This is a genomic window from Paenibacillus sp. J31R30, assembly GCF_059692115.1.
Genome location: NZ_JCAUAV010000008.1, coordinates 221,235 through 243,759 on the forward strand (window position 1 = coordinate 221,235; position 22,525 = coordinate 243,759).

A 22,525-nucleotide genomic window follows, 5' to 3' on the forward strand; every position below is an offset into this window, starting at 1 on the left:
GTCTCCATTCGTTCAAGGTCATCTGACTTAATTATATATCAAGGTTGGAATCGTGGGAACGTCAATTCGATAGAAAGAAGTGTTCGTTATGGGAATATGGGGTAGAAGCGGTAAATGGTATTACGGTTGGGTGATTGTAGGAGTTACTTTTATGACATTGATTGTGTCAGCAGGAATTCGTTCTATCCCGAGTATTTTCATGCTTCCCTTCGAAAAAGAATTCGGGTGGGGCCGGGCAGATGTATCGTCCGTAGTCTCTATCAATATTTTACTTTACGGACTGATGGGGCCGTTCTCTGCGGCTCTTATGGAGAAATTCGGTACTCGCAGGGTGATGCTGACCGCACTCATAAGTATAGGAGCTAGTCTAGCCTTAACACCCATGATGACAGCCCTCTGGCAATTCGACATTCTCTGGGGCGTTATGGTGGGGCTTAGTACGGGCTGCCTTGCTAATGTGTTAGGGGTTACCGTTGCGAATCGCTGGTTCGTCCAGCATCGAGGTGTCGTGGTCGGAATCCTTACGGCGAGCGCAGCGACGGGGCAGCTATTGTTTCTTCCTTTACTGGCCAAAATAACCGTCGAGATCGGCTGGCGGTATGCCATATTCACGGCGATTGCCGTCATCGCTGCCTTAATTCCCATTGTCGCAATCTGGATGAGAAATAATCCCTATGAGGTTGGAGCTGCCGCATATGGCACGGACCAAGTGGTGGCGCCACCCCCATTTAAGGGGAATTTATTTATGACCCCGCTTCGTACGCTGCGAGATGCCAGCAAGCACGGAGCCTTCTGGCTGCTTTCTGGCACTTTCTTTTTCTGTGGCTTCTCTACAAATGGATTAATTGGTACACATCTCATTCCAGCTTGCGGAGATTTTGGGATTCCAGAGGTGACAGCGGCAGGGCTATTGGCACTCATGGGCATTTTCGACCTCGTCGGTACGACCCTCTCAGGATGGCTGACCGATCGATTTGATGGGCGCTGGTTACTCTTTTGGTACTATGGCTTACGAGGTATCTCGCTTATTTTTCTACCGCAAGCGCTTGGTTTAGGGTATACGGAGCTGCTAATTTTCGCAGTCTTTTATGGCTTAGATTGGATTGCTACGGTACCACCTACTGTGAAAATCACATCGGATGTTTTCGGTAAGGAGAAAGCAGGTATGATTTTTGGCTGGATCGTGGTCGCACATCAATTAGGTGCATCCTTTGCGGCGTTTCAAGCCGGATTACTAAGGGATTGGCTTGGGAGCTATACACTGCCATTTACAATGGCAGGCTTTGTTTGTATGATCGCAGCGATTATGGCGATTCGCATCCGCAGGCAGCAAGTTCAGCAATAAATAAATGTATTGCCAGTAAGGGAGAGGAGATGAAATAATAGAGAAGGATGTCGAATAATGACACAACTTCAAGTTAAAGCAGGAGGAAAGACCTATGAAAATCATGCAGTATTCCTTCTTGTCCCTCATCTTTGTCCTTCTCTTTACTTCATCCGAAACGGTCCTCACTACCTACAAAACATCGCTGCTTAATGAACTGCGAAGCACGGAGACAGCTCAATTATCCGCAAAAGCCGTTGCCTTGCAGTCCGTCATTAATCGCAATTTCAATTTAATGGTAAGCCTTGAAGCTTACGTTCGTACCAGTTATTTGCATGATAAGAATGATCAAGAGGTGCAGGCATATATCGAAGCGTTGTACGCGGGTGCTCAAGCGTCAGCCTTTAACGTCGTTATTGCACCACATGGCGTGATGAAGTTCGTGTATCCCTTAAAAGGGAATGAGAATATTATCAATTGGGATCTATTTTTGGACCCCCGGGAGAATGTTCAGGAGCAAGTCCGGCTTGCCCTTCAAACGAAAAAAATGACAACCGATGGCCCCTTTATGCTGCTTCAAGGCGTGCAAGGGTTGGTTGCTCGTAAAGCAATTTTCCAAGATGGTGATTTCTGGGGTTTCGTTTCAGTGGCCATTAATGTGGATGAATTATTAATCGAAGCAGGGATTAAAGACGGTGCCTCGGAAGGGGCGAGAATGGCTATTCGAAGCCCAGGTATGCCTGTATTTTATGGGGATAACGCGACGTTCTATCAGTCACCATCGATTACGGTGATCGATCTTCAGGATACGAAATGGGAGCTTGCAGCGACTCCACCTGTCAATGCCATAGAAACGATTAACAACCAAATTCTCATCATCCGATGCGCCATACTCCTTGTTTTGTTACTTGGCTTGTTCTTCATCATCTATATCATTCGACAACGTGATCGTTTGAGTCAATCAGTGAACGAGCGAACTCAGGAGCTGCAGATCGCGAATGAAGATTTGACGGCAGCAAATGAAGAGCTGATTGCGGGTCAGCAGGAGCTTCAGGAGTCAACGAAGCGAATGCAGGAATCCGAGCAAATGTTGTCTTACATGGCCTACCATGATGTGTTGACAGGTATACATAATCGAGCCCATTTTCAAATGATTTTAAAAGAGCAAATTACTTACAATCAAATCAAGGGTACCTCGCTGGTCGTCCTTTTCTTTGATCTCGATAACTTCAAAATGGTGAACGATTCGCATGGTCATCATATGGGAGATCATATGCTGCAAGAAGTTGTTCATCGTATTCAGAAGTCCAGTTTGGCCTACCATACGTTTGCCAGATTTGGCGGAGATGAATTTGCTATTTTGTTGGAGGATTGCTCCAGCGAGCAGGAAATTCAAGCATTCTGTGAGCAAATCATTGCTGTGTTGAAACCGCCTTGTGTATTGGCGAATCGCGCCTTCTTTATTAATGCGAGCATAGGCATAGTGCAGTATCCGCATGGTGGTGCGACTTGGGATGCTCTGCTGAAGAATGCCGATATTGCCATGTATATGGCTAAGAAAGAAAGCGGCAGCTCCTTTATCTTCTTCAATCAAGAGATGGAGAAGCTGTCCATCTCGAAGCTGGAAATGGAGAATCATCTCCGTCAGTCGCTTGACCGGAATGAACTTGAAATCGTATACCAACCACAAATTGATTGTATGAAGGGAAGCATCATTGGCGCTGAAGCGCTCTTGCGTTGGAATCATACAACGAAGGGCTACATTTCGCCATCCGATTTTATTCCCTTAGCCGAGGAGCTAGGCCTGATTGATGTGATTGGTGAATGGGTGCTCCGCGGCGCATGCAGGCAGATGAAAGCTTGGCATAGCCTTACAGGTGAATACTTGATGATCTCTGTTAATATTTCGGTGAAGCAATTAAATGACGAGCGCTTTGTGGATAAAGTTATTGCGATCCTAGAAGAGACGGGACTGGAAACGAAATACTTAGAGATGGAAATTACGGAGAATGTAGCCATGCAGGACGAGCAGATGGACGTTCTGTACAAGCTTCGCCAACTAGGAATATCCATTTCTGTGGACGATTTCGGTACGCATTATTCGTCCCTAAGTTATTTGAAAAGGTTCCCGGTTACGAAGATTAAACTTGACCAGTCATTCGTACGCGGCGTTCAAACCGATGGCAAGGACCGGGCCATGATTAAAGCCATTATTTCGGTGGCGAATGCATTTCAGCTACAGATGATCGCAGAGGGAGTCGAAACGGAAGAACAAGTGGATTTCTTGGTAGCGAATGGCTGCCATCAAATTCAAGGCTATTACTTCTATAAACCGATGAGGCCAGAGCAGCTGCAAGCTGTATTAAAGGAAGGGGTACATGAGAAGTTAGCTTTCTTACGAGCAATGACGATACATAACTTTGATATATAAGTTGGAATACAAAAGAGGTGCCCCAATGCTGAGGGCACCTCTTTTGTTAGGAAAAGAAAAAGTCCGCTATAACGCAACAATTTGCTTCTGCTTATTTTGGAAATAGACCCAATGCTTGAATCCAATTTCTTTCAAGGTTTTCCGAACCTCTTCCCAATCATCCGCAACACGACTAGGGACATGGGCATCAGAACCAAATGTAACCTCAACGCCATAATGCAAGGCACGCTCCAAAATTTCGTGTGACGGGTACCAGCCGCCAACGTCTTTCGTTTTCCCTGATGTATTAATCTCGATCGCCACGCCGGTTTCCCCGATGATTTGCAGCGTTTCATCAACCTTTGGCGTCGAGATATCGGAGAAGGCTGGATAGAAGCCTTTCATGGCATCGATATGTCCAAGAATTTGGAACATCCCGGAACGTGCGGATTCAGCAATTAGACGATAATATTCTTCTTTTTGAGCAACTTGCTCAGAAGCATTTAATTTTTTCCATCTATTGCGATTGAAGATACTCACACCGCCAGAGAGATGAACAGAGCCTATGATGTAATCGAACGGATATTTCGCGTATTCTTGCCGATAGACGTCCACATGCTCGGGGAAATAATCGGATTCTACACCTAAGAGTACATTGATTTTGCCAGCATACTCTTGTTTAAGGCGAAGTACTTCATCGATATATCGCGGAAATTCGCTTTTCGCCATGGCAATTGCAGGTTGTGCACGGTCTTCTGTACTTCCAAAGTAAGGTGAGTGATCCGAGATTCCGATAACCTGAAGGCCGGCTGCGATGGCTGCCTCAATATAATCACGTATGGTATCTTGCGCATGTCCGCAACGATCATGATGCGTATGTAGGTCGAATTTCATTACTAGTCCTCCTATTCAGAACCGATAAATTGCGTTTCAGGCATTCCTTTAAGATCGCGAAGAAACTGTTGCATGGCAGAATTCAAGTAGCGTCCTGACTTATATACTACGCCTACTGGATGAGTAATATCCAATTCGTTTACTTTTACCATTTTCAATGAGCCATGCCGTAATTCGTCTGCTACCGACATCTTTGAAATAATCGCTACACCAAGATTCAGCTCTACCATGCGTTTGACTTCCTCACTGCTGGACAACTCCATGACGATATGAGGAGCTACCTCATAGGACTTGAAGATTTGATCGACAAAACGTCGGCCCGCTGTTTCCGGGGAAAGCATGATGAACGGAATGTTCTTGAGCTTCTCGATCGATAAATGTGTGAAACGACTAAGCGGATGATGTGTGGAGACGATGAGCTCGAACGTATCATAGTAAAGCACAGATGTCTCCAGTGCGGGATTCTTCTCAAACAAGTACGTGATGCCAATATCGATGTGACCGCTTTCCACGGATGTCATGATCTGAGAGGAGGTCATGGAATGTATCGTTGTTTTGATCAGCGGGAATTGATCTTGGAAATAGGAAAGCACCCTAGGCAATATCTGCATGGCAATAGAAGTCGTTGTGCCAATATGGATGTGACCTTGAGGGGTTTGACTCAGATCAGATAGACGCTGTTTCAGGTCATTGGTGATCCGTAATATTTTTTCCGCATGCTCCAAGAAAAGCTTTCCACTATCCGTTAGCGTAACAGGCTGATTACGATCAATGAGAATCGTACCGAATTCATCCTCAAGACTTTTTATTTGCGCGGAAACGGCAGGTTGGGTCAAGTTTAGAATCTCACCAGCTTTACGAAAGCTCATCGTTTTGGAAATCGTGAGCAGGGTTTCTAACTGGTTCATATTCATGAGATTACCTCCTGCAAGTTAGATTAAGGGTACCAAGGTACAAATAAAATTTATCGAAATTGTAAAGGACATAAAAACCTTTTCTAACTTTATTATATGATAGGATGTGCTAACTAGGCAACATTGCAGGATAATTGCAAGTTTTTGGGCGCAAGCTACGGATGCATGACAAGGTCATTAACCTGAAATATATCTTTGCAAATTACTCAAATTTGAATATAATAATTTATGTATTTAAATAAAAAATTGAGGAGACACTTCACGTATGTCTTTAACACGTAAATCAAATCCGACTTGGACAGTTGTGGGCTTAATGCTGGGGCTCTTACTTGCTTCACTCGATCAAACGATCGTGTCCACCGCGATGCCAACGATTGTATCTAAGCTGGGCGGCTTCAGCCAATTCGTCTGGGTATTCTCGGCCTATCTGATCGCGAATGTGGCGGCAATGCCGATCTTCGGAAAGCTATCCGATATGTATGGGCGTAAATTATTTTTCATTATCGGGATTATCGTCTTTATGATTGGTTCTGCCTTATGCGGAACAGCAACATCGATGACAGAGCTGATCATTTACCGCGCGATTCAAGGTATTGGTGGCGGTGCCTTGATGCCAATTACATTTGCCATTATTTTTGACATTTTCCCTCCAGAGAAACGGGGTAAAATGCAGGGCTTGTTCGGCGCTGTATTCGGTTTATCCAGTGTGCTAGGGCCTATTATTGGTGCTTATTTTACGGATCATGTCACCTGGGAGTGGATTTTCTTTATCAATTTACCTCTTGGTGTTGTTTCCCTTTTGATGATTATTTTCTTCTATCACGAGTCTGTGGAACACTCTAAGGCGAAGATCGATTGGGGTGGCACAATTGTGCTGACCGCAGCTATAGTTTCACTCATGTTCGCATTGGAGTTTGGCGGTAAAGAGTATGCGTGGGATTCCATGCAGATTATAGGACTGTTCGCTGGTTTCGTTGTATTGCTGGCAGGCTTTCTCCTCATTGAGAAAAAAGCCGCAGAGCCAATTGTACCGCTCGATTTGTTCAAAAATCGTTTGTTTACATCAAGCATGGGGGTAAGTTTTGCCTACGGAGCGGTTCTGATTTCGGCGGGTACGTACATTCCTTTGTTCATTCAAGGTGTATTCGAAGGATCTGCAACATCAGCTGGCTCGACATTAACGCCAATGATGCTAGGTGTCGTAGTAAGTAGTGCGTTAGGAGGACGCTTTATCAGTAAATTCTCCTATCGGAATGTGCTGCTTGTATCGGTGGCTCTTCTATTAATAGCGACTTCGCTTCTTGGTGGCATTTCCATTGATTCTGAGAGATGGGTCATTACAACGTACATGATTATTCTTGGTCTTGGTATTGGCGCTTGTTTCCCAATTACGTCGATGTCAGCACTTCATAAAGTTGATTTCCGCCGTCGGGGTACGGTGACATCCTTAGTTGCTTTCTTCCGCTCGGTTGGTTCCGCTATTGGGGTTGCTATATTTGGGAGCATTCAAGTGAACGCTTTGAAAGATAACATCACAACTTCACTGAATGACCCTGCAATGGCTGAAAAGTTTCACGATGCACGCATGCTGCTGCAGCCTGAAGTGAGAGCGAATATTCCACCTGAGGTTTTGCATAAGCTGCTTACTGCGCTTGCAGATTCCATTGCTGTCGTTTTCCAAACTACGATCGTCTTAGCCGTACTAGGTCTTGCGTTCATTTTAATGATGGGAAATGCTAAACTAGAAGTTGGTAAAGCGCCTGTTAAAGGAGATGTACCAGTAGGACACTAGGAGGATATGACACATGTCGATGAAGCTGGTCATTCTCGGACTACTGATGGAAGCCAATCGGCATACCTATGAGATTCGCCAAACGATGAAAGACCGTGGCATGACGAATTATATGAAGCTGCAGGATGGTTCGCTTTACTATGCGATGGATCAGCTACATAAAGAGGGTCTTGTAGAAGCGTTGGAAGTCGTGCGGGATACGAATCGACCCGAGAAGACGATATATCAAATCACGGAAGCTGGTAAGCGAAAATTTCAAGAGCTGCTTTCTCATCAATTGCATGAAGAGATTAAGCATTATCATCCGCTCTATGTAGCCCTGCCATTTACCGTTCATGGTGACCAAGCCAAGATTGCCGATATTCTTGTGCATAAAATTTTGGAACAGAAAATGATTATGAATAAGATGAAAAGCTTATACAATGAGCATTTGGCCATTGTTCCACGCGTTGTTTTGCAAATGATGGTCGGCAGCTATAAACGTGCTTTCACCGAGCTGAAATGGCTAGAAGAACTGCAGCGGGATGCCCGAGAGGGGCGGTTGCAGGAGAAAGATTCGGAGCTCGATGTCGATTGGGATCGGATTGAGTGAGGAAGATCGAAAAACGCACTACCTTGGCCAACAAGGTAGTGCGTTTTTTTACGATAAAATCAACATGTATAGCAGCCGCCAAACCTCACTTGCTCGTTGAGGATAACGAATTCAGCTGCGCAATGAAATGCGGCAAATCCGCGCAGACCAGGTCCGGCGTCAAGCCCGCCGACGCCAGCTGCTCGTGCACATTGTCTGGCGTGGCTACGCCCGTCAGTACAAGTGCCGTGCGGCACCCCGCCATCGCGCCTCCGCGGATGTCGGTGTGCACGTTATCGCCGATGACCCAGACATCGGCGGCAGGCAGACCGAGCCGCTCAATGGCATACGCCATGATGATCGGCGAAGGCTTACCGATCACCACCGGCTCCACGCCGGAGGCGGCGGTGATCGCAGCGGCCAGGGAGCCCGCCCCTGGCATAAGCCCGCCATCCGACGGCAGCAGCCGGTCGGGATTGGTTAAGACATAGGTCGCGCCCTGCTTCAGCAGGCGGACCGCCTCCGTCAGCTTCCCGTAGGTGAAGCTGCGATCAATGCCCTGGACGACGTAGTCCGGCGTCGTCTCATCTACCGCGAAGCCGGCTGCGTCCAGCGCAATCCGCAGGCCGTCTTCGCCGATCATATGCACGCGCTGGCCAGCGCGCTGCTCGGTCAAGTACTGCGCAGCCGCTTGCGAAGACGTATAGACGGCTGCCGCGGGTACAGCTATGCCGAGCGCTTGCAGATGCTCGGCCACCTGTTCGGGGGTGCGGGACGAATTGTTCGTCACCAATAGGTAGGGCAATTGCTCTTGATGCAGCCATTCCAAGAAAGCTGCAGCTCCTGGAATGGGCTCATGCCCTCTGTAAAGCGTGCCATCTAGATCAATCAGAAATCCGTTCATCCTGTTGCTGCTCCTTTTGCTAGGTAAGTTGTTGTCGGAAGTGTAATCTCGACAACCGTGCCTTCCTCTAATTTACTGTTAATTTTCATGAAACCGCCGTGCGCTTCAATGATCCGATAACAGACCATCAAGCCAAGACCTGTTCCTTTTTCCTTCGTGCTGTAGAAGGGCTCTCCAAGCTTAGGAAGCCGCTCTGGCGCAATTCCGCAGCCCTGATCCACGAAACGAACCAGAATTTGATCGCCTGTGCCTTTCAGCTCCGCATGAATGCGCAGGGTTCCGCCTTGCGACATGGATTCGATGGCATTTTTCATAATATTGATAAAAACTTGCTTAATTTGATTCTCGTCACAAGTAACAGGTGGAAGCCCTGAGTCAACTTCAGCTTCAATTTCAATATTACTTAGCAGCGCTTGCGGCTGAAGCAATTCCACGGTACTCATAACAATCGTATACAAGGTGCTAGTAACGAAATGCGTGGCCTGTGGTTTGGATACAAAAAGAAACTCATTCACAATGAATTCTATACGCTGCAGCTCTTTTTGCATAATTTCAATATAATATTGCTCTTTTGTGGAACTCGTTTTGAGCAGTTTGAGGAAGCCCTTTAAGGCGGTCAGCGGATTACGGATTTCATGAGCAACACCGGCAGCCAATTGCCCAACGGCAGATAGCTTATCCGATTTAATCAGCAATTCCTGCGTCTTCTTCAATTCCGTAATATCGCTGAATGTAATGACAGTGCCCAACAGCTGACCGCGGCCTTCGAGCATCGGATTAGACATATATTCAACAGGGAAGCTGGTCCCATCCTTTTTCCAAAACACATCTTCGTTCACAATCGAGCCTTCACGCTGCAGCATGGTATTCACAACCGCGTTTTCCTCTGGTTTGACGAAAGTGCCATCCTTATGAACGGGTCGAATAAGATTATGGATACGCCGTCCTAACATCTCATCCACCTTCCATCCGGTGATCGCTTCTGCCGCCTTGTTCCAGAAGATGGTACGCCCATTCGTATCTATCCCATAAATGCCTTCGGAGACGGAGTTCAGAATAAGTTGATTTTGCTTATACAGCTTATCAATTTCCTTTTTCTGTTCTTTGATCTCCGTTAAGTCCTTGAGAATGGCATACACCCCAACGATTTGGTTGCCCACCTTTGTAGGGACGAAAGTGACATTAGAAGGGATAGGAAATCCATTCTGATGCAAGAACGAAGCTTCGAAATTTTGCGGCATTCCTTCAGAAGCCACTTGGAAATGGTGAAGCGTCTTGAGTAAGTCAGGCGGATGAATCATGGGTAGAAAAGATGCGGATTTTGACGATTCTTCACCCAAGCCTAGCAAGTTTTCAAGCCCGTGATTGGAAGATAGAACATCGCCGTCTAAGCTAAAGGAAATAATGGAATCAGGATGGTTATCAAAAAGGGATTTATACCGTTCTGCAGACTCCCTAATAATGGCTTCACGTCGCTTAATTTGTCGGATTCCCAAGTAAGCCAGTATCATGAATACGACGGAGAAGGTGCTGTCGACAACGCCAGTTGCTATTGGATTAAGTTGGAAATAAGCGAGTTGATGTAAACCGATCAAATCCGCACAGAAAAGTATGAGCGTGCCAATAAAGTAAATTGTTAATTTTCGGATACTAGCAGGAGGGGGGTTCATCGTCATTGACTCTCAGCTCTCCTTTTGAGATTCTCATTGATAGTTTAACAGGAATAGATAGTATTTTGTATAATTTACCATTGTTTTTATGTTTCTACTATTAGTAATCGAATCAATTTGCACTTCGACAATTTAAGTATGAACGCAGAATAGGGGGTATGTATCTGAGTAGTTGGAACTATTTTTGTTAAAATGACAGTATACTTGTCCTAAAATTTTATGTATAATGTTGAAAAAGGTCGTTTTTCTGTGGAACTTATTCACAAATGAGATCGGAGCGGAGCTATGAAGGCTGAGTACATTAACCCCTTTTTGGAGTCGGCTAGAATTGTCATCGAGCAAGTTGCTAACATTCGCCCAACAACAGGGCAGCTCGGCATTAAAGACGTTAAATTTGTGGAAAATTATATCTGGATTCAAATTGGGATGACTGGACAAATGGAAGGCGACGTTGTCTTTGGTTTGGCTGAAGACGTTGCTTTGAAAATGGTATCTGCCATGATGGGCGGATTCGTCGTCACCGAAATGGATGAAATGGGAAAGAGTGCCATTTCTGAACTAGGAAATATGATCAGTGGTAACGCGAGCACGATGCTCTTTAATCAAGGGGTTCGGGTAGATATCACGCCACCTAAGCTTGTCCAATCTGCTACGGCAGCAGGATTTGTGCCGAAGAAAGCATTAACCATCCCATTAATTATGGATGGCATTGGTGAACTAGACATTCAAGTGTTAATTACGTAATATAAGTTAGAACGTGTGGAGTACCTACAATATGGTAACTCCATTTTTTTCTGTTTGGAAGGGAGCTGATTCGGTTGGAAATCACGAACAAGGTCGTCTTGATTACGGGTGCTTCAAGTGGGATAGGGGCTGTGATGGCACAGCAATTTGCAGCCAAGGGAGCTATTCCTGTGCTAACGGCCCGGAGTACAGATAAGCTGAAGCAGATTGCTTCAGGCTTGCCCGGGAGAAATGCCGTATATGCCATGGATGTTACGAAGACAGAAGAAGTTAATGGAGTTGTAGCTCAAATCATCGCCGAATTTGGACGTATTGATATTCTAATTAATAATGCCGGATATGGTATTTTCGAGGCATTTACTGAGGCGCCTTTTGAACAATTTGAAGAGATGATGGATGTGAACTATCTAGGTCTAGTGCGCTGCACGAAAGCCGTGCTTCCTCATATGTTGAAGGCAGGCAGTGGTCAAATCGTCAATATTGCCTCGATGGCAGGTAAAATTGGCTCAGCCAAATCGACTGCGTACTCTGCGACCAAGCATGCGGTGCTTGGCTTTACGAATAGTTTGCGTATGGAGCTAGCGAAGACCGGGGTATCGGTTACAGCTATTAACCCAGGTCCGATTGCGACACCTTTCTTCGATAAGGCAGATCCGAGCGGTAATTATGTGAAGAACATCGCTTGGTTCATGTTAAAGCCGGAGAAAGTGGTTAAAGAGCTTTTGCATGCGATCGAGAAAAACATACCTGAAAAGAATCTGCCGTTTGTAGCTGGTGTAGGCGTCAAATTGTTTCATATGTTTCCTCGCATGTTCGATAAGCTGGCGACAGGTATCATGAACAAAAAATAAAGCGGCTCCCAGTCAGATGATTGGGGTCGCTTTTTCTCATTTCCTATCCTAGGTATCAGCTTGATCAGGCTTTGCTGCTTGTTTAGCTTGATTCAGCGCACGGATTTCCTCGAAAATACGACGCATTTCGGCCTTGCCTTCGGGATGAGATTGGTTCCAGTGGGAGGCAAGTGCAGGAAGAGCCTTATGAACATGGTTAAAAAATGCCCATACCTTTATTTTCTCGATCATTTCCGGGGATGTATCTCCTGTAATAAGTTCAGCTGTTTTGGCGACCAATGTGTTAAAGTCATTCTCGAAATCGGTATTCATTCACTTCATCCCTTCGGATGGAAATAGGTAGTGTTGGAGCACTTTTAGTTTAATAGATGAAGGTGTACCTGTCAAAAGTGAAGAGAAAGGAATTGTTGACCGATTTTTCGCGTAATTCAAGTGTTTATTCTACTTATAGGAAAAATTTTCCGATTATTTCTCGTTAAACGATTGTTTACTCCCTCTTTTTATCCTAAAATAAGGTAGATATATGATGGGTCTTTTTGCCTGTAGGCTAGGGGGGAATAGGATGAAGTCACTGAAAGAGATATTCAACAGCGACTTTAATACATTAGATAAGAGCTTGCAGGAACAAATTTATAAAGAATTTTACTTGCTCGTCTATCCGATGATTAACTTTATTTTGAGAGATCACGCAGCCGTGGAGGATATTATCCAAGAATCCTTTCTTCGTGCAGTTCATAAGGCCCCATTATTAACCGAAATCGATAAATATGAGAGCTGGCTCAAAAGACTTACCCGGAACGTAACTCTAAATCATCTGCGAAAACATAAACGTAATCGTGACGAACTCGAGACTGAGATTCTGTTCTCCTTGAAGGAGTCAGCCCCAACTTCTGATTATTCGGCTACGCCGGACGTAGAAGTTGAAATGAAGGTCATGCGAGAAGCTGTTATTGCCTATATCAATCAACTTAACCCGACCTATAGACAAATTATCGCCATGAAATGGATTCATAATTTATCGTACAAGGATATGGCTATTGAACTCCATGTAACAGAAGGCGTTGTGCGACAAAGGCTATTTCGTGCGCGCGATGCCATTAAGCAGAAGTTTTTGGATGAATGGGGATCAGAGAGATAGCAGGGGAACGGTAAATATTTGTTTGCTGAAGCACTCTAGCATATAATATGGGCATGAGGTTGGAAGAGAAAAGGGGTATTTAGCATTGAGTACGAGTTTTGAACAGCTGCAGATTGCACAGACATATTTAGATAAATTACAACAATTGGGAATTGGTGAGCCGACTCCGATTCAAGCCGAGGGCATTCCGGTTCTTCTGCAAGGTAAAGATGCGATTATCCAATCCCAGACTGGAACGGGTAAAACACTAGCATATCTGTTGCCGGCATTAGAGCGAATCGATCCTACGCAAAAACAATTGCAAGTACTTGTTGTCGTCCCTACGAGAGAGCTAGGCATGCAAATTATGCAGGAAATTGAGAAGCTGACGAGTGGGGGGCCTATTCGTTCGCAATCCTTGATTGGTGGAGCTGCCGCTGCAAGACAGGTAGAGAAGCTGCGCCTTCATCCGCACATTGTTGTAGGAACGCCAGGGCGTTTGCTTGAGTTGATGAAAATTAGGAAGCTGACGCTGCATCATGTGAAAATCGGCATTGTCGATGAAGTCGACCAAGTGTTTGAACTGGGCTCTATGCAGGATGTTGAAGCGGTGCTTAAAGGTATGCTTAAGTCCAGTCAGATGGTGTTTGTCTCGGCGACAATTCCCCAAAGTACGGAGCAAGCAGCAGGCAGATGGCTGAAGGATCCGGTTATTATCAAAATTAACCCCTCACAGCGTACTGCTGAGACGCTGGAGCATCACTATGTCGTGTGCCAAGAGCGAGAAAAGATCGATACACTCAGAAGACTTGTTCGCATGATCAAGCCGACTTCTGCGATTGTGTTTATTAACGTGACGGATGATATTGCGCAAGTCGTAGGAAAGCTTCAATATGTAGGTCTTTCTGTTGAAGCTCTATATGGCGAAGCGAGCAAACAGGATCGTGCCAAAGTCATGGGTAATTTCCGTGAGGGGAAATTCCAATTGCTGCTGGCGACCGATGTTGCTGCCAGAGGACTAGATATTGAAGGTGTGACGCACGTCTTCCATTTGGATGTGGCTACGAATGCGGAGTATTATCTTCACCGTGTAGGTCGGACAGGCCGGATGGGGCGTGAGGGGACGTCGATCTCTATCGTGACATCGAAGGAGCTCTTCATCATCGAGAAATTCGAGAAGCAGCTCGGCATCACGATCGAGCCGAAGGCGATGTACGAAGGCCGGTTGGTTGACCCGGCCCAAGACCGCAGTGCGGCTACGATGCGCAGCCGCCGTGAAGCTGCGCGCCCTAGCGCAGCACCTTCGCGCAGCGGCTCCGCCAGCGCGCGCGATGCTGCCGCGCCTGCGGGCGCGGTGCGTGTAAGCGCCGCGGCGCCAGACGCGCGCGGCCAGCGTGACGCTGCTCCGGCGAAGCCGGCAGCGCAAAGTTCCAAGCCGGCTGCCGCGGGCAAAGCCGTCAGCAAAGCGCAACGCGAGCGCGATCGCAAGAGCAAGGGAGCTCCGCGCTGGTTGAAAGAGAAGCAGCAGAATAAAGAAGAATAGCTTGCTGCTTAAGGAAGCTAGTCATTGTCTGCGGGGTGTAAATCAGCATGCTGAAGAAAATCATGATAACGATCTTGACTCTGGCTGTCATCACAGCGGTGATGCTAGTCATCGTCATTCAGTATGTGAAACCAACGGAGTCACTTGATCTACAGTATAAAGAGATTTCAATTAGCAGCAAAGTGGCAGAAATGATCCTTTCACGGAAGCTGGAGGTACGGCTTACGGAAGAGGAAGTGAATCACTTACTTAAGAAGCAATTTGCTTCGCACAGCTTGTTGCCACATGATTTCCGTCTGGAAGGTGCGAAGCTGAACCTGCAAGGCTCCATGATTGAGGCGGATGTAAACGTAAGGTGGCACGAGCGGATTCCGATCGGTGCTCGCACGATGTTTACATTGGCATGGGATCCCCCTAACTTGATTATTCAGCATATGAATACGCAGATCAAGAATTGGCAGCTGCCTAGCGAGTGGCTGCAATTGGCCCCTGTTGAAATTCCACTTCAATCCTATTTGCCTAAATTAATTGGGATTAAGAATGTGGTATTTGAGGATAAAGCCATTGTGATTCAATTAAAGCCATTTCAGTAGTTTCTTGCTTAATAACCCTTCAATTCCACGTTGGTGGATTGAAGGGTTTCTTTTGTGTTTATAGAACGTATAAAGATTTTGGGGGAAGCGAAGTTCTCTCCATATGTATGTTAGGTTCACTGATGGCAAAAATGCAAAAGAGCATCCTTTTCAGGGGAATTCACTTCAACATTTTAAATAAATGCAAAATGGCATCTTTTCGGGGCGAAAATGTCTAAACAGAGCTGAAAATGAAAAAATTGATGCCAATTTGCATCAATTTTAGCTGAAATCGTTTTTTTTGATAGAGAAAAGTTGCACTTTAGCATTTCTCAGATGGAGCGGTAGCTGGTGGTTGTCTCATGGGCAAGATACAACACGCAGATTCTTAAAAGTTGGCTATATTTCTTGTTTTTCTTTTATCACGATTGGGATGCAATAATATCATCAGCGTTGCTGCGCAGCACTGGCACCTGCCATCTACGTGTATACATAATAATGCTAAATACAACACACATACTGATAAGAACAAACCAAATCGAGACACCAACATGGAAGTGATCCATACCCCAACCGACGCCGAGCGGCAGAATGGCACCGCCTAAACCTCCAGCGGCGATAAGCGCACTTGTTGTTTGTTCTGTACGTCCTGGCAATAGCTGATTTGCATAGATGATGGCGACGGCGAACATACCTGACATAAATAATCCAAGTAAAAGAATGACGGCAAAGCTACTCCACAAGTTCGTGCTAAAAAGCCATATGAATACGGTGAGCACACTCAAAGCGAAGGAGAAGACTAAGTACTTAAAATACGTTATTTTTTCTGCGAGAACGCCTGCAAATACGCGTCCAACCACCATGGTTACCCAATAAGCAGTAACGCCAAGTGAAGCGATGGAGCTAGAAGCATGGAGCTGATCCTTAAAGATCGATGGTAAGAAATTAACGATTGTATTTTCCATGCCGCAATATAAGAAGAAGACAGTCATAAGTAAGCATAAGAAAATGAAGGATTTTTTAGACAGAACGGGAACTCGCTCCGTTTTCTGTGTGCTGTCTGCTTTATGTGATAGTAATTCATCATGCTCACCTAAAGAGAGCTTTGACCAAATGATCCCTGTGGCAAGTGCGCTAATGCCGAGAAGCATGAACGCATTTTTCCATAGACCATTGGCAATAAGTAAACTGGAGACAAGCGGCATAACTAAGGCGCCTAGTCCAAAGAAAACTTCAAGCTTACTGAAGGCAACGGCTTGTTGATCTTTGGCTGCCATGAGCACAAATGTGCTTATGCTGGATTCCACAAGTCCGAATGAGATACCTGCAAGGAAGGTCAACCCGATTACCATTGGCCAGGGAGGCAGTAATCCAATGGCAAGCATAGCGACAAACAAGAAGCAAAACGCCATCGTAATCGTACTTCGACGACTGATGCGGCGAATGAGTGTAGGCATCGCAAGCACACCTAGCATGAAACCCCCAAATTGCAAGAAGACCAGCATGCCACCGCCACTGTAGCTATGACCATAATGGGCTAGTAATTCAGGCAGCACTGCACCAAAAATAACGTGAGTACAACCAGTTAGTAAGTAAGATAAGCAGCCCATAATTAAGAGTCTTTTCATAATGCGGCGCTGCCTTCATGTTCAGACGTAAATTTTTTATTGAAGGCCAAGACGTGAGCAATCGCTTCGGATACGGAATTCACTGTATAAGCGGCATGCTTTTTCACATCGGAGTGAGCAGAATGCATGGCGAAGCTATGCGGTGTAATGCCAAACATAGAAACATCATTAAAGGAGTCTCCAAAACAAGCAATCTCTTCAGGCTTGAAGCCTAAATGCGCGATAAGGGTAAGCAATGAGCTCCCTTTCGAAACTTGATGAGGCATGATGTCGAGACAATCTTTATCAGCCAAATAGATGTCCAATTGATCGGGGAGTTCTTTTTCTAATAACGTCTTGATCTCAAGTAAATTGTCTACATGCCCGAAGAGAGAAAATTTACATATCGGAAACGCATCTTTCATGGTCATCTCTAAATCGCTATTTAATAGAAAAGGTTCAAACATTCTCGCTTGAATTTCGTCGGAGGCTGGGCTCAAGCGCTCAATATAGTTGGCATTCCCAGAGCAAACCAGCTTTACGACATCGTGATCTTTGAGGAGCTGATAAACTTGATTGGCGATGGAAGGTTCAAATAGCTTCGCTTGCAGGAGCGTTCCGTCGACCAAGTGGATAAAGGCGCCATTTTGGGACACAGAATGTGCTTGATGATCGATTTCTTGAAGCACTTGCTGCATCTCCAGATTCATTCTTCCCGAGGCTAGACAAAGATTAATTCCTGCTTCTTGTACTTGGCGAAGGGCAGTAAGCTCTCGCTCAGTTACTTTCTTATGATGGTCGAGCAATGTACCGTCAAGGTCGCTAACGATAAGTTTAATCATGGTGGTTATCTCCTCCTGCTAATACAATTTCCACTTCACTAGCCAATAATCGTTCCTTCATTTCCTCGCTAAGCGCTTGATCAGTCACAAGGATATCAATGCTTTCAAATCCAACAACTCGATGGAACAATCGCTTACCGAATTTGGAGTGATCTGCAAGTACAATGACTTGATCCGCATGCTGCATCATGGCTCTCACTAAATAGCAGTCCTCTTCGTTCGGTGCAGATAAGCCATCTTCGGAAATTCCGCAGGTTCCAATAAATAATTTATCGACATGGTATTCTTTTAACATTTCAATCGCCTTCGCGCCATAGACACTATGATGCTTATTATCTAGCACGCCGCCAAGCATATGAATCGTAATTTCATCTTTGCGGGTGAGGATAGCGGCTGTTTCAATGGAGCTTGTGATGACGATGTTGTTTTTGGAGGTAAGGGCAGTTGCTGCATGAAGAACAGTCGTTGAGGCATCCATCATGAGATAATCGCCATCTTGGACGAGGGCAGCGGCGGTCTTCCCAATCGTGTGCTTGGAAGATGACTCAGCTTGTAGACGTTGATCATAATTACCGACTTCTTTGGAAAGTGTAGGAAGAATAGCTCCGCCTCTTGTGCGAACGATCGATCCTTGTTCTTCTAATTTGACCATGTCTCGTCTTGCAGTATCACGAGAAACTTCATAAAGCTCACAAATCAGGTCAACCGATATACGCTTATTTGATTTTAAGTATTCGAGGATGGAAAAAAGACGTTCTTCTTGAAACAAGGATATTAGCCTCCTTCACTTAAGTGTTTATAAGTCAATGTAAGTATATTACTTATTGTATACGCATGTTGCCTTAGTTACAATACTTTTACAAAATAAAAAAACCGTGCTCTCGTTGCAAGAACGAGGACACGGTTTTTGACTTACCTCTTTATTTTACGGCAGGCTTCTTACGCGTTTGAATATAACTAGGATAAGTGATTTCGCCAGAATCCAATTTGCGAATTTCCTCTTCATTCCACCCTGTGATCTTATTGGTAGCCGTTACACCCGTCAACTTGATTTGATAATGGGCTGCTAAATACGTTTGCAGCGTCAACATTTGTTCAGGTGTAATTTCGCGAAGCTTTTGCTTACCATGAAGTTGGCCTAAGATCACACCGATAGACTCAGCGGCAAGACTCGTGTTCGGTTGAATACGTGTACTGCCGTACGCAATAGCAGAGGAACCCACATTTTTTCCAGTAGCGATGACATTCTCATAATTTTTCAGCAAAAAGCTGCGAAGCGGCATACCGTATTTATCAGGACGCCCCATTTCAATTCCCCACTTGTTGGCACTTGTACCTTGTAAATCTAGGGGATAACCGCCAATACTGACATTGTCCCAGAACATGGTGCCAGCAAGGAGATCCGAAGGCTTTAACGTATAATCCATTTCATAATGGTTGTATTCACGTACATAAGGATAGGTAGGAAGTTCGCCTAATTCTGCTTTTTCCCAACCAGGCAGCGTTTTACGGAAATGTTGTAAGATGAGTGCAGTTTCTTTATTTCCTAAGTAGACAGCTTCTTGCACAGACTCTTGCTTGGCAGGATCTACGGTATAAACTAGCAGGGCGTTAATGAGGACCTCGCCATCGCGTTGATTCACCGCATTCAAACCTCTTAAGAAAACACGATCATTAGAAGGATGATAAGCCTTCGTCATTCCGCTTAGACCAATTGCGAAGCTATCGCTGACACTCCCGCCGCCGAATTGCTTGGCTCTTTCCTCAGGCTTTAATGCGTTGAATGCCGTATTGAACTTCTTCCAATCTACGTTTTTAAATTTCATCATCATGCCAGCACTCATGTATTCTATATCTTTCTGACCATAGAATTTCTCAAGTCCTGGTAGACGTTTGGCTTCCAATCGACTAATTAACGCGGCAAAATCACTGTTATCAACCCAATAAGAAGCTGTAATTTTCTTTACTTCATTTTTGTTTGTACGATAGATGAGCGATGGAATCTTGTGCATATAGTCAGGCGTTTCGATTTGCTCCACTTCTTGGATGGTGATACCTGACTCTATAGGGATGTCCTTGCTTAGTTTATTCATATAGGTTGTAAATTCAGGAAGCTTACGAATCTTTGCGTTTCGGAACCCGTCGAATAGTTCTTTCGCTCGGCCTTGTACGAGAAGGTGTCCTTGCTCATCGCGTGTTTCATCTAGAAACAGCATCTGACTTTGCAGGATTTGACCGCCGAAGGCTAGGTGCGGATCTAATATTTTTACTTTCAGACCTTCATCCATGGCAGCCCGGGCCAAATAAAGGCCTTCAAGCTCGCTTCCAATGACGACGACATCTACATTCTCTGTTGGATATGTGGCGACGCTCTCTTTTTTGGGATCTTGGATGGGTACGGATGACGATGACGGTACGTCACTTACTTGTGGTGTATCTTGATGAGTCACAGGTGGAGCTACAGCGGTTACGTTAATGCTTCCTTGTTTGAACCAAATCTTACTGAATGAAAAGGCCGATACAAGGATTAGGAGTACAGCCAGAGCAATAACGAGTTGAACTCGTGGGTTTCGTAAGCGCATACTTAAGCTCCTTTAGCGTTAGTCTATATGGTCTCAGTTTAGCAGTTTCAGGGTGGTTTTAATAGACTTTGAGAATTGATTTTAAAAGTTTTACAAGCTCTACCCCCAAAAAATGACATGCTTTGGCGAATCCTTGTAGCATAACCAGGAACCCTTCGCGAAGGCTCCATCTTATGTATAAACCATAAAATGACTAAGGGAGAGATTTTACAATGAAAAAGGATCTAATGAAAAAATTCGTAGCTACTGGGCTTGTTCTTACAATGGTAATGGGTGGCGGAACTGCCGCATTTGCAAATGGAAGTAAAAACGATGATCACGGCAAAGGCAATAATAACAATGGATCTAAAAACAATACCAACTATACCCAAAATGTTTTTAACGGGAACGTTACAATTAACATTAATTTCAACGATATGAAAAATTCACAATGGGCAATGCGTTATATTGCAAGCCTAGCTTCCAAACGTGTTTTCGAAGGATATGAAGATGGCAGCTTCAAACCAGAGAAAACAGTAACTCGTATTGAAGCGATTACAGCAGCTGTTCGTTTGATGGGATTGCGTGAGCAAGCTGAGTCCGATGCTGAAAAATCAACGAAATTGAACTTCAAAGATGCAGACAAAGTTCCTGCATGGGCAGTAGGTTATGTTGCTGTAGCTCTTGAGAATGACCTATTCACAGAAAGCGATGACAGCGTTCGTCCAAATGAAGAAGCAAATCGTCTATGGGCAACGACACTTCTAGTAAAAGCACTTAAATTAGAAGCAGAAGCAAAAGCAAACATGACTAGCACGCTTTCATTTAAAGATGCGAAGCAAATTCCAGCAGGTTCCGTTGGTTATGTGAAAGTAGCAGTTACTAAAGGCTTAGTTGACGGTTTTGAAGACAATACATTCCGTCCAAATCAAAATGTAACACGTGCTCAACTGGCAGCTCTTCTAGATCGTACAAACGAGCAATTACCTGGTGAAGATCAAAACACAAACACAGGTACAGTTAATGCAGCTGTTTACAACAACGTTCTATCCCTAACTAAAAATGGTACAACAACAGTATATACATTGCACCCAGATGCTTTCGTTTTGCGTAATGGTGTGAAAGTAGCTGCAACTGAAATTGCTGTTGGCGATACTGTGAAAGTACGTGCATTCAACAACACAGTTGTATTTGTAGAAGTAACTACGAATGCCCCAGTGAATACAAACTTCGACATTTTGGGTACGTTGACTGCAACAACGGTTAACGCTCAAGGTAAAATTGCGACAATCACAATCACTCGAAACATCAATGGCGTTGATCAATCCACTACATATAATGTGGCTTCGACTTTCGCTTTGACAGGCAATTTGGCTAACTTCTCTGCAGGTCACCTGATCCAGCTTAAAGGCCAAAACCAATCCGTTACAACTATTGACGTTAAATAAAGTTAGAAAGTTCGCATTCTTACTATAGATATAGAAAAAGGTTAGATTCACAAACAAGCTCCTTGCTTTCAAGCGGGGGGCTTGTTGTTCATTTAATTGTATAATTTGGTAAGAGAAGTGGGAAACTATGCTATAACTTGAGAGGAGTGGTTAGGAATGGAAGAAAGCTTGATGGATACGTTTAAGAGATATTACGCTGATTACCGAGGAGCAGAGGGTGTCGATGAAAGCTTTTCGGATGCCTTTCAGGCTATGGCGTTCCATGTCATCAATCAGACAGAGCAATATGTGCAAGCAGGTAACCTACCTGAGATTCAGAATCTGATTCGTGAATTTAAGGAAATGGGTCTTTCAATTTCGCCTAGCAATGATTCATTAAAGGAGCAATTTGAGCAAGAGCTTGTGCAACAAGAGCTGAATCGATATTCTTTTTAAAAAAGGTATTGCATGATCTGAATGCCCGTGGTATATTACTGGTCCGGCCAAAACGGGCTGCAGTTTTACTCGAAATTTGTAAAAATAAAGCTTGCATCTGGTTGGACAATTATGCTATATTGTATTTCCGGCCTTGAGGTTGAGGCGGAATGCTGAAAGAAATTGATCTTTGAAAACTGAACAACGAGTGAGTAAACACGAACGAGAAATCGTTCAAAAAAGAGATTGCAAAATCTCGCTAGCAACGCAAATGAGCAATTAAGCTTTCAAATAGGACGAGCAATCGTCCACTATTATGGAGAGTTTGATCCTGGCTCAGGACGAAC

20 protein-coding genes are annotated in these 22,525 nt (G+C 44.8%); 11 read left to right on the top strand and 9 right to left on the bottom strand.

The window, feature by feature from the left end; all coding sequences use genetic code 11:
* The first annotated feature begins 151 nt into the window (after positions 1-151).
* Together AC58QO_RS24135 and AC58QO_RS24140 are read left to right on the top strand one after the other, a co-directional pair.
* Positions 152-1,345 carry an MFS transporter gene (locus AC58QO_RS24135; RefSeq protein WP_497269980.1) on the top strand — a complete coding sequence of 398 codons (1,194 nt, stop codon included), beginning with the start codon at positions 152-154 and terminating at the stop codon, positions 1,343-1,345.
* Positions 1,346-1,439: 94 nt separating this feature from the next.
* Positions 1,440-3,755, top strand: a complete 2,316-nt coding sequence (locus AC58QO_RS24140; RefSeq protein WP_497269982.1) for a bifunctional diguanylate cyclase/phosphodiesterase — start codon at positions 1,440-1,442, stop codon at positions 3,753-3,755.
* A gap of 66 nt (positions 3,756-3,821) precedes the next feature.
* On the opposite strand, the gene AC58QO_RS24145 is transcribed toward AC58QO_RS24140, so the two are convergent.
* Both AC58QO_RS24145 and AC58QO_RS24150 read right to left on the bottom strand, forming a co-directional pair.
* The gene (locus AC58QO_RS24145) at positions 3,822-4,628 is read right to left on the bottom strand and encodes a histidinol-phosphatase (RefSeq protein WP_497269984.1); all 807 of its coding nucleotides are present in this window, start codon (positions 4,626-4,628) and stop codon (positions 3,822-3,824) included.
* Between the two features lie 11 nt (positions 4,629-4,639).
* Positions 4,640-5,542, bottom strand: a complete 903-nt coding sequence (locus AC58QO_RS24150) for a LysR family transcriptional regulator (protein ID WP_497269985.1) — start codon at positions 5,540-5,542, stop codon at positions 4,640-4,642.
* Between the two features lie 265 nt (positions 5,543-5,807).
* Between AC58QO_RS24150 and AC58QO_RS24155 the strand changes: the two genes are divergently transcribed.
* On the top strand, positions 5,808-7,334 hold the full coding sequence (locus tag AC58QO_RS24155) for an MDR family MFS transporter (RefSeq protein ID WP_497269987.1): 1,527 nt from the start codon (positions 5,808-5,810) through the stop codon (positions 7,332-7,334).
* A gap of 13 nt (positions 7,335-7,347) precedes the next feature.
* Positions 7,348-7,926: a PadR family transcriptional regulator gene (locus AC58QO_RS24160; protein WP_497269988.1), complete on the top strand. Its 579-nt coding sequence runs from the start codon at positions 7,348-7,350 to the stop codon at positions 7,924-7,926.
* 85 nt (positions 7,927-8,011) lie between these two features.
* On the opposite strand, the gene AC58QO_RS24165 is transcribed toward AC58QO_RS24160, so the two are convergent.
* Positions 8,012-8,809, bottom strand: coding sequence for a TIGR01457 family HAD-type hydrolase (locus AC58QO_RS24165; protein ID WP_497269990.1), 798 nt, complete (start codon positions 8,807-8,809; stop codon positions 8,012-8,014).
* Positions 8,806-10,485 (bottom strand): PAS domain-containing sensor histidine kinase, encoded by a 1,680-nt coding sequence (locus tag AC58QO_RS24170; protein ID WP_497269992.1) that lies wholly within the window; start codon positions 10,483-10,485, stop codon positions 8,806-8,808. Before AC58QO_RS24170 ends, AC58QO_RS24165 begins: the two co-directional genes overlap by 4 nt.
* Positions 10,486-10,764: 279 nt before the next feature.
* Between AC58QO_RS24170 and AC58QO_RS24175 the strand changes: the two genes are divergently transcribed.
* Both AC58QO_RS24175 and AC58QO_RS24180 read left to right on the top strand, forming a co-directional pair.
* On the top strand, positions 10,765-11,223 hold the full coding sequence (locus AC58QO_RS24175; RefSeq protein ID WP_497257935.1) for a chemotaxis protein CheX: 459 nt from the start codon (positions 10,765-10,767) through the stop codon (positions 11,221-11,223).
* Between the two features lie 74 nt (positions 11,224-11,297).
* Complete coding sequence (locus tag AC58QO_RS24180; protein ID WP_497269994.1) at positions 11,298-12,074, top strand: SDR family NAD(P)-dependent oxidoreductase; 777 nt, start codon at positions 11,298-11,300, stop codon at positions 12,072-12,074.
* A gap of 48 nt (positions 12,075-12,122) precedes the next feature.
* On the opposite strand, the gene AC58QO_RS24185 is transcribed toward AC58QO_RS24180, so the two are convergent.
* Positions 12,123-12,386 carry a DUF2573 family protein gene (locus tag AC58QO_RS24185; RefSeq protein WP_497269996.1) on the bottom strand — a complete coding sequence of 88 codons (264 nt, stop codon included), beginning with the start codon at positions 12,384-12,386 and terminating at the stop codon, positions 12,123-12,125.
* A gap of 250 nt (positions 12,387-12,636) precedes the next feature.
* Between AC58QO_RS24185 and AC58QO_RS24190 the strand changes: the two genes are divergently transcribed.
* The 3 genes from AC58QO_RS24190 (at position 12,637) to AC58QO_RS24200 (ending at position 15,327) form a co-directional block, all read left to right on the top strand.
* Entirely contained in the window at positions 12,637-13,212 is a 576-nt protein-coding gene (locus AC58QO_RS24190) for an RNA polymerase sigma factor (RefSeq protein WP_497269998.1), read from the top strand.
* Positions 13,213-13,297: 85 nt separating this feature from the next.
* A complete protein-coding gene (locus AC58QO_RS24195; protein WP_497270000.1) occupies positions 13,298-14,734 on the top strand; it encodes a DEAD/DEAH box helicase in 1,437 nt (478 codons plus the stop codon).
* A gap of 47 nt (positions 14,735-14,781) precedes the next feature.
* Positions 14,782-15,327, top strand: a complete 546-nt coding sequence (locus AC58QO_RS24200; protein WP_497270002.1) for a hypothetical protein — start codon at positions 14,782-14,784, stop codon at positions 15,325-15,327.
* A 401-nt stretch (positions 15,328-15,728) separates the two neighbouring features.
* Here AC58QO_RS24200 and AC58QO_RS24205 read toward each other — a convergent pair whose 3' ends face one another.
* From AC58QO_RS24205 to AC58QO_RS24220, 4 genes are all read right to left on the bottom strand, one after another.
* Positions 15,729-16,934, bottom strand: coding sequence for an MFS transporter (locus AC58QO_RS24205; protein WP_497270004.1), 1,206 nt, complete (start codon positions 16,932-16,934; stop codon positions 15,729-15,731).
* Complete coding sequence (locus tag AC58QO_RS24210) at positions 16,931-17,755, bottom strand: HAD family hydrolase (RefSeq protein WP_497270006.1); 825 nt, start codon at positions 17,753-17,755, stop codon at positions 16,931-16,933. Before AC58QO_RS24210 ends, AC58QO_RS24205 begins: the two co-directional genes overlap by 4 nt.
* The gene (locus AC58QO_RS24215) at positions 17,748-18,524 is read right to left on the bottom strand and encodes a DeoR/GlpR family DNA-binding transcription regulator (protein WP_497270008.1); all 777 of its coding nucleotides are present in this window, start codon (positions 18,522-18,524) and stop codon (positions 17,748-17,750) included. Before AC58QO_RS24215 ends, AC58QO_RS24210 begins: the two co-directional genes overlap by 8 nt.
* A gap of 151 nt (positions 18,525-18,675) precedes the next feature.
* Positions 18,676-20,337 (bottom strand): FAD-dependent oxidoreductase, encoded by a 1,662-nt coding sequence (locus AC58QO_RS24220; protein WP_497270010.1) that lies wholly within the window; start codon positions 20,335-20,337, stop codon positions 18,676-18,678.
* Between the two features lie 212 nt (positions 20,338-20,549).
* On the opposite strand from AC58QO_RS24220, the gene AC58QO_RS24225 reads away from it, so the two are divergent.
* Together AC58QO_RS24225 and AC58QO_RS24230 are read left to right on the top strand one after the other, a co-directional pair.
* Complete coding sequence (locus AC58QO_RS24225; protein WP_497270012.1) at positions 20,550-21,764, top strand: S-layer homology domain-containing protein; 1,215 nt, start codon at positions 20,550-20,552, stop codon at positions 21,762-21,764.
* Between the two features lie 156 nt (positions 21,765-21,920).
* The gene (locus tag AC58QO_RS24230) at positions 21,921-22,199 is read left to right on the top strand and encodes a hypothetical protein (protein WP_497270014.1); all 279 of its coding nucleotides are present in this window, start codon (positions 21,921-21,923) and stop codon (positions 22,197-22,199) included.
* Positions 22,200-22,525: the final 326 nt, after the last annotated feature.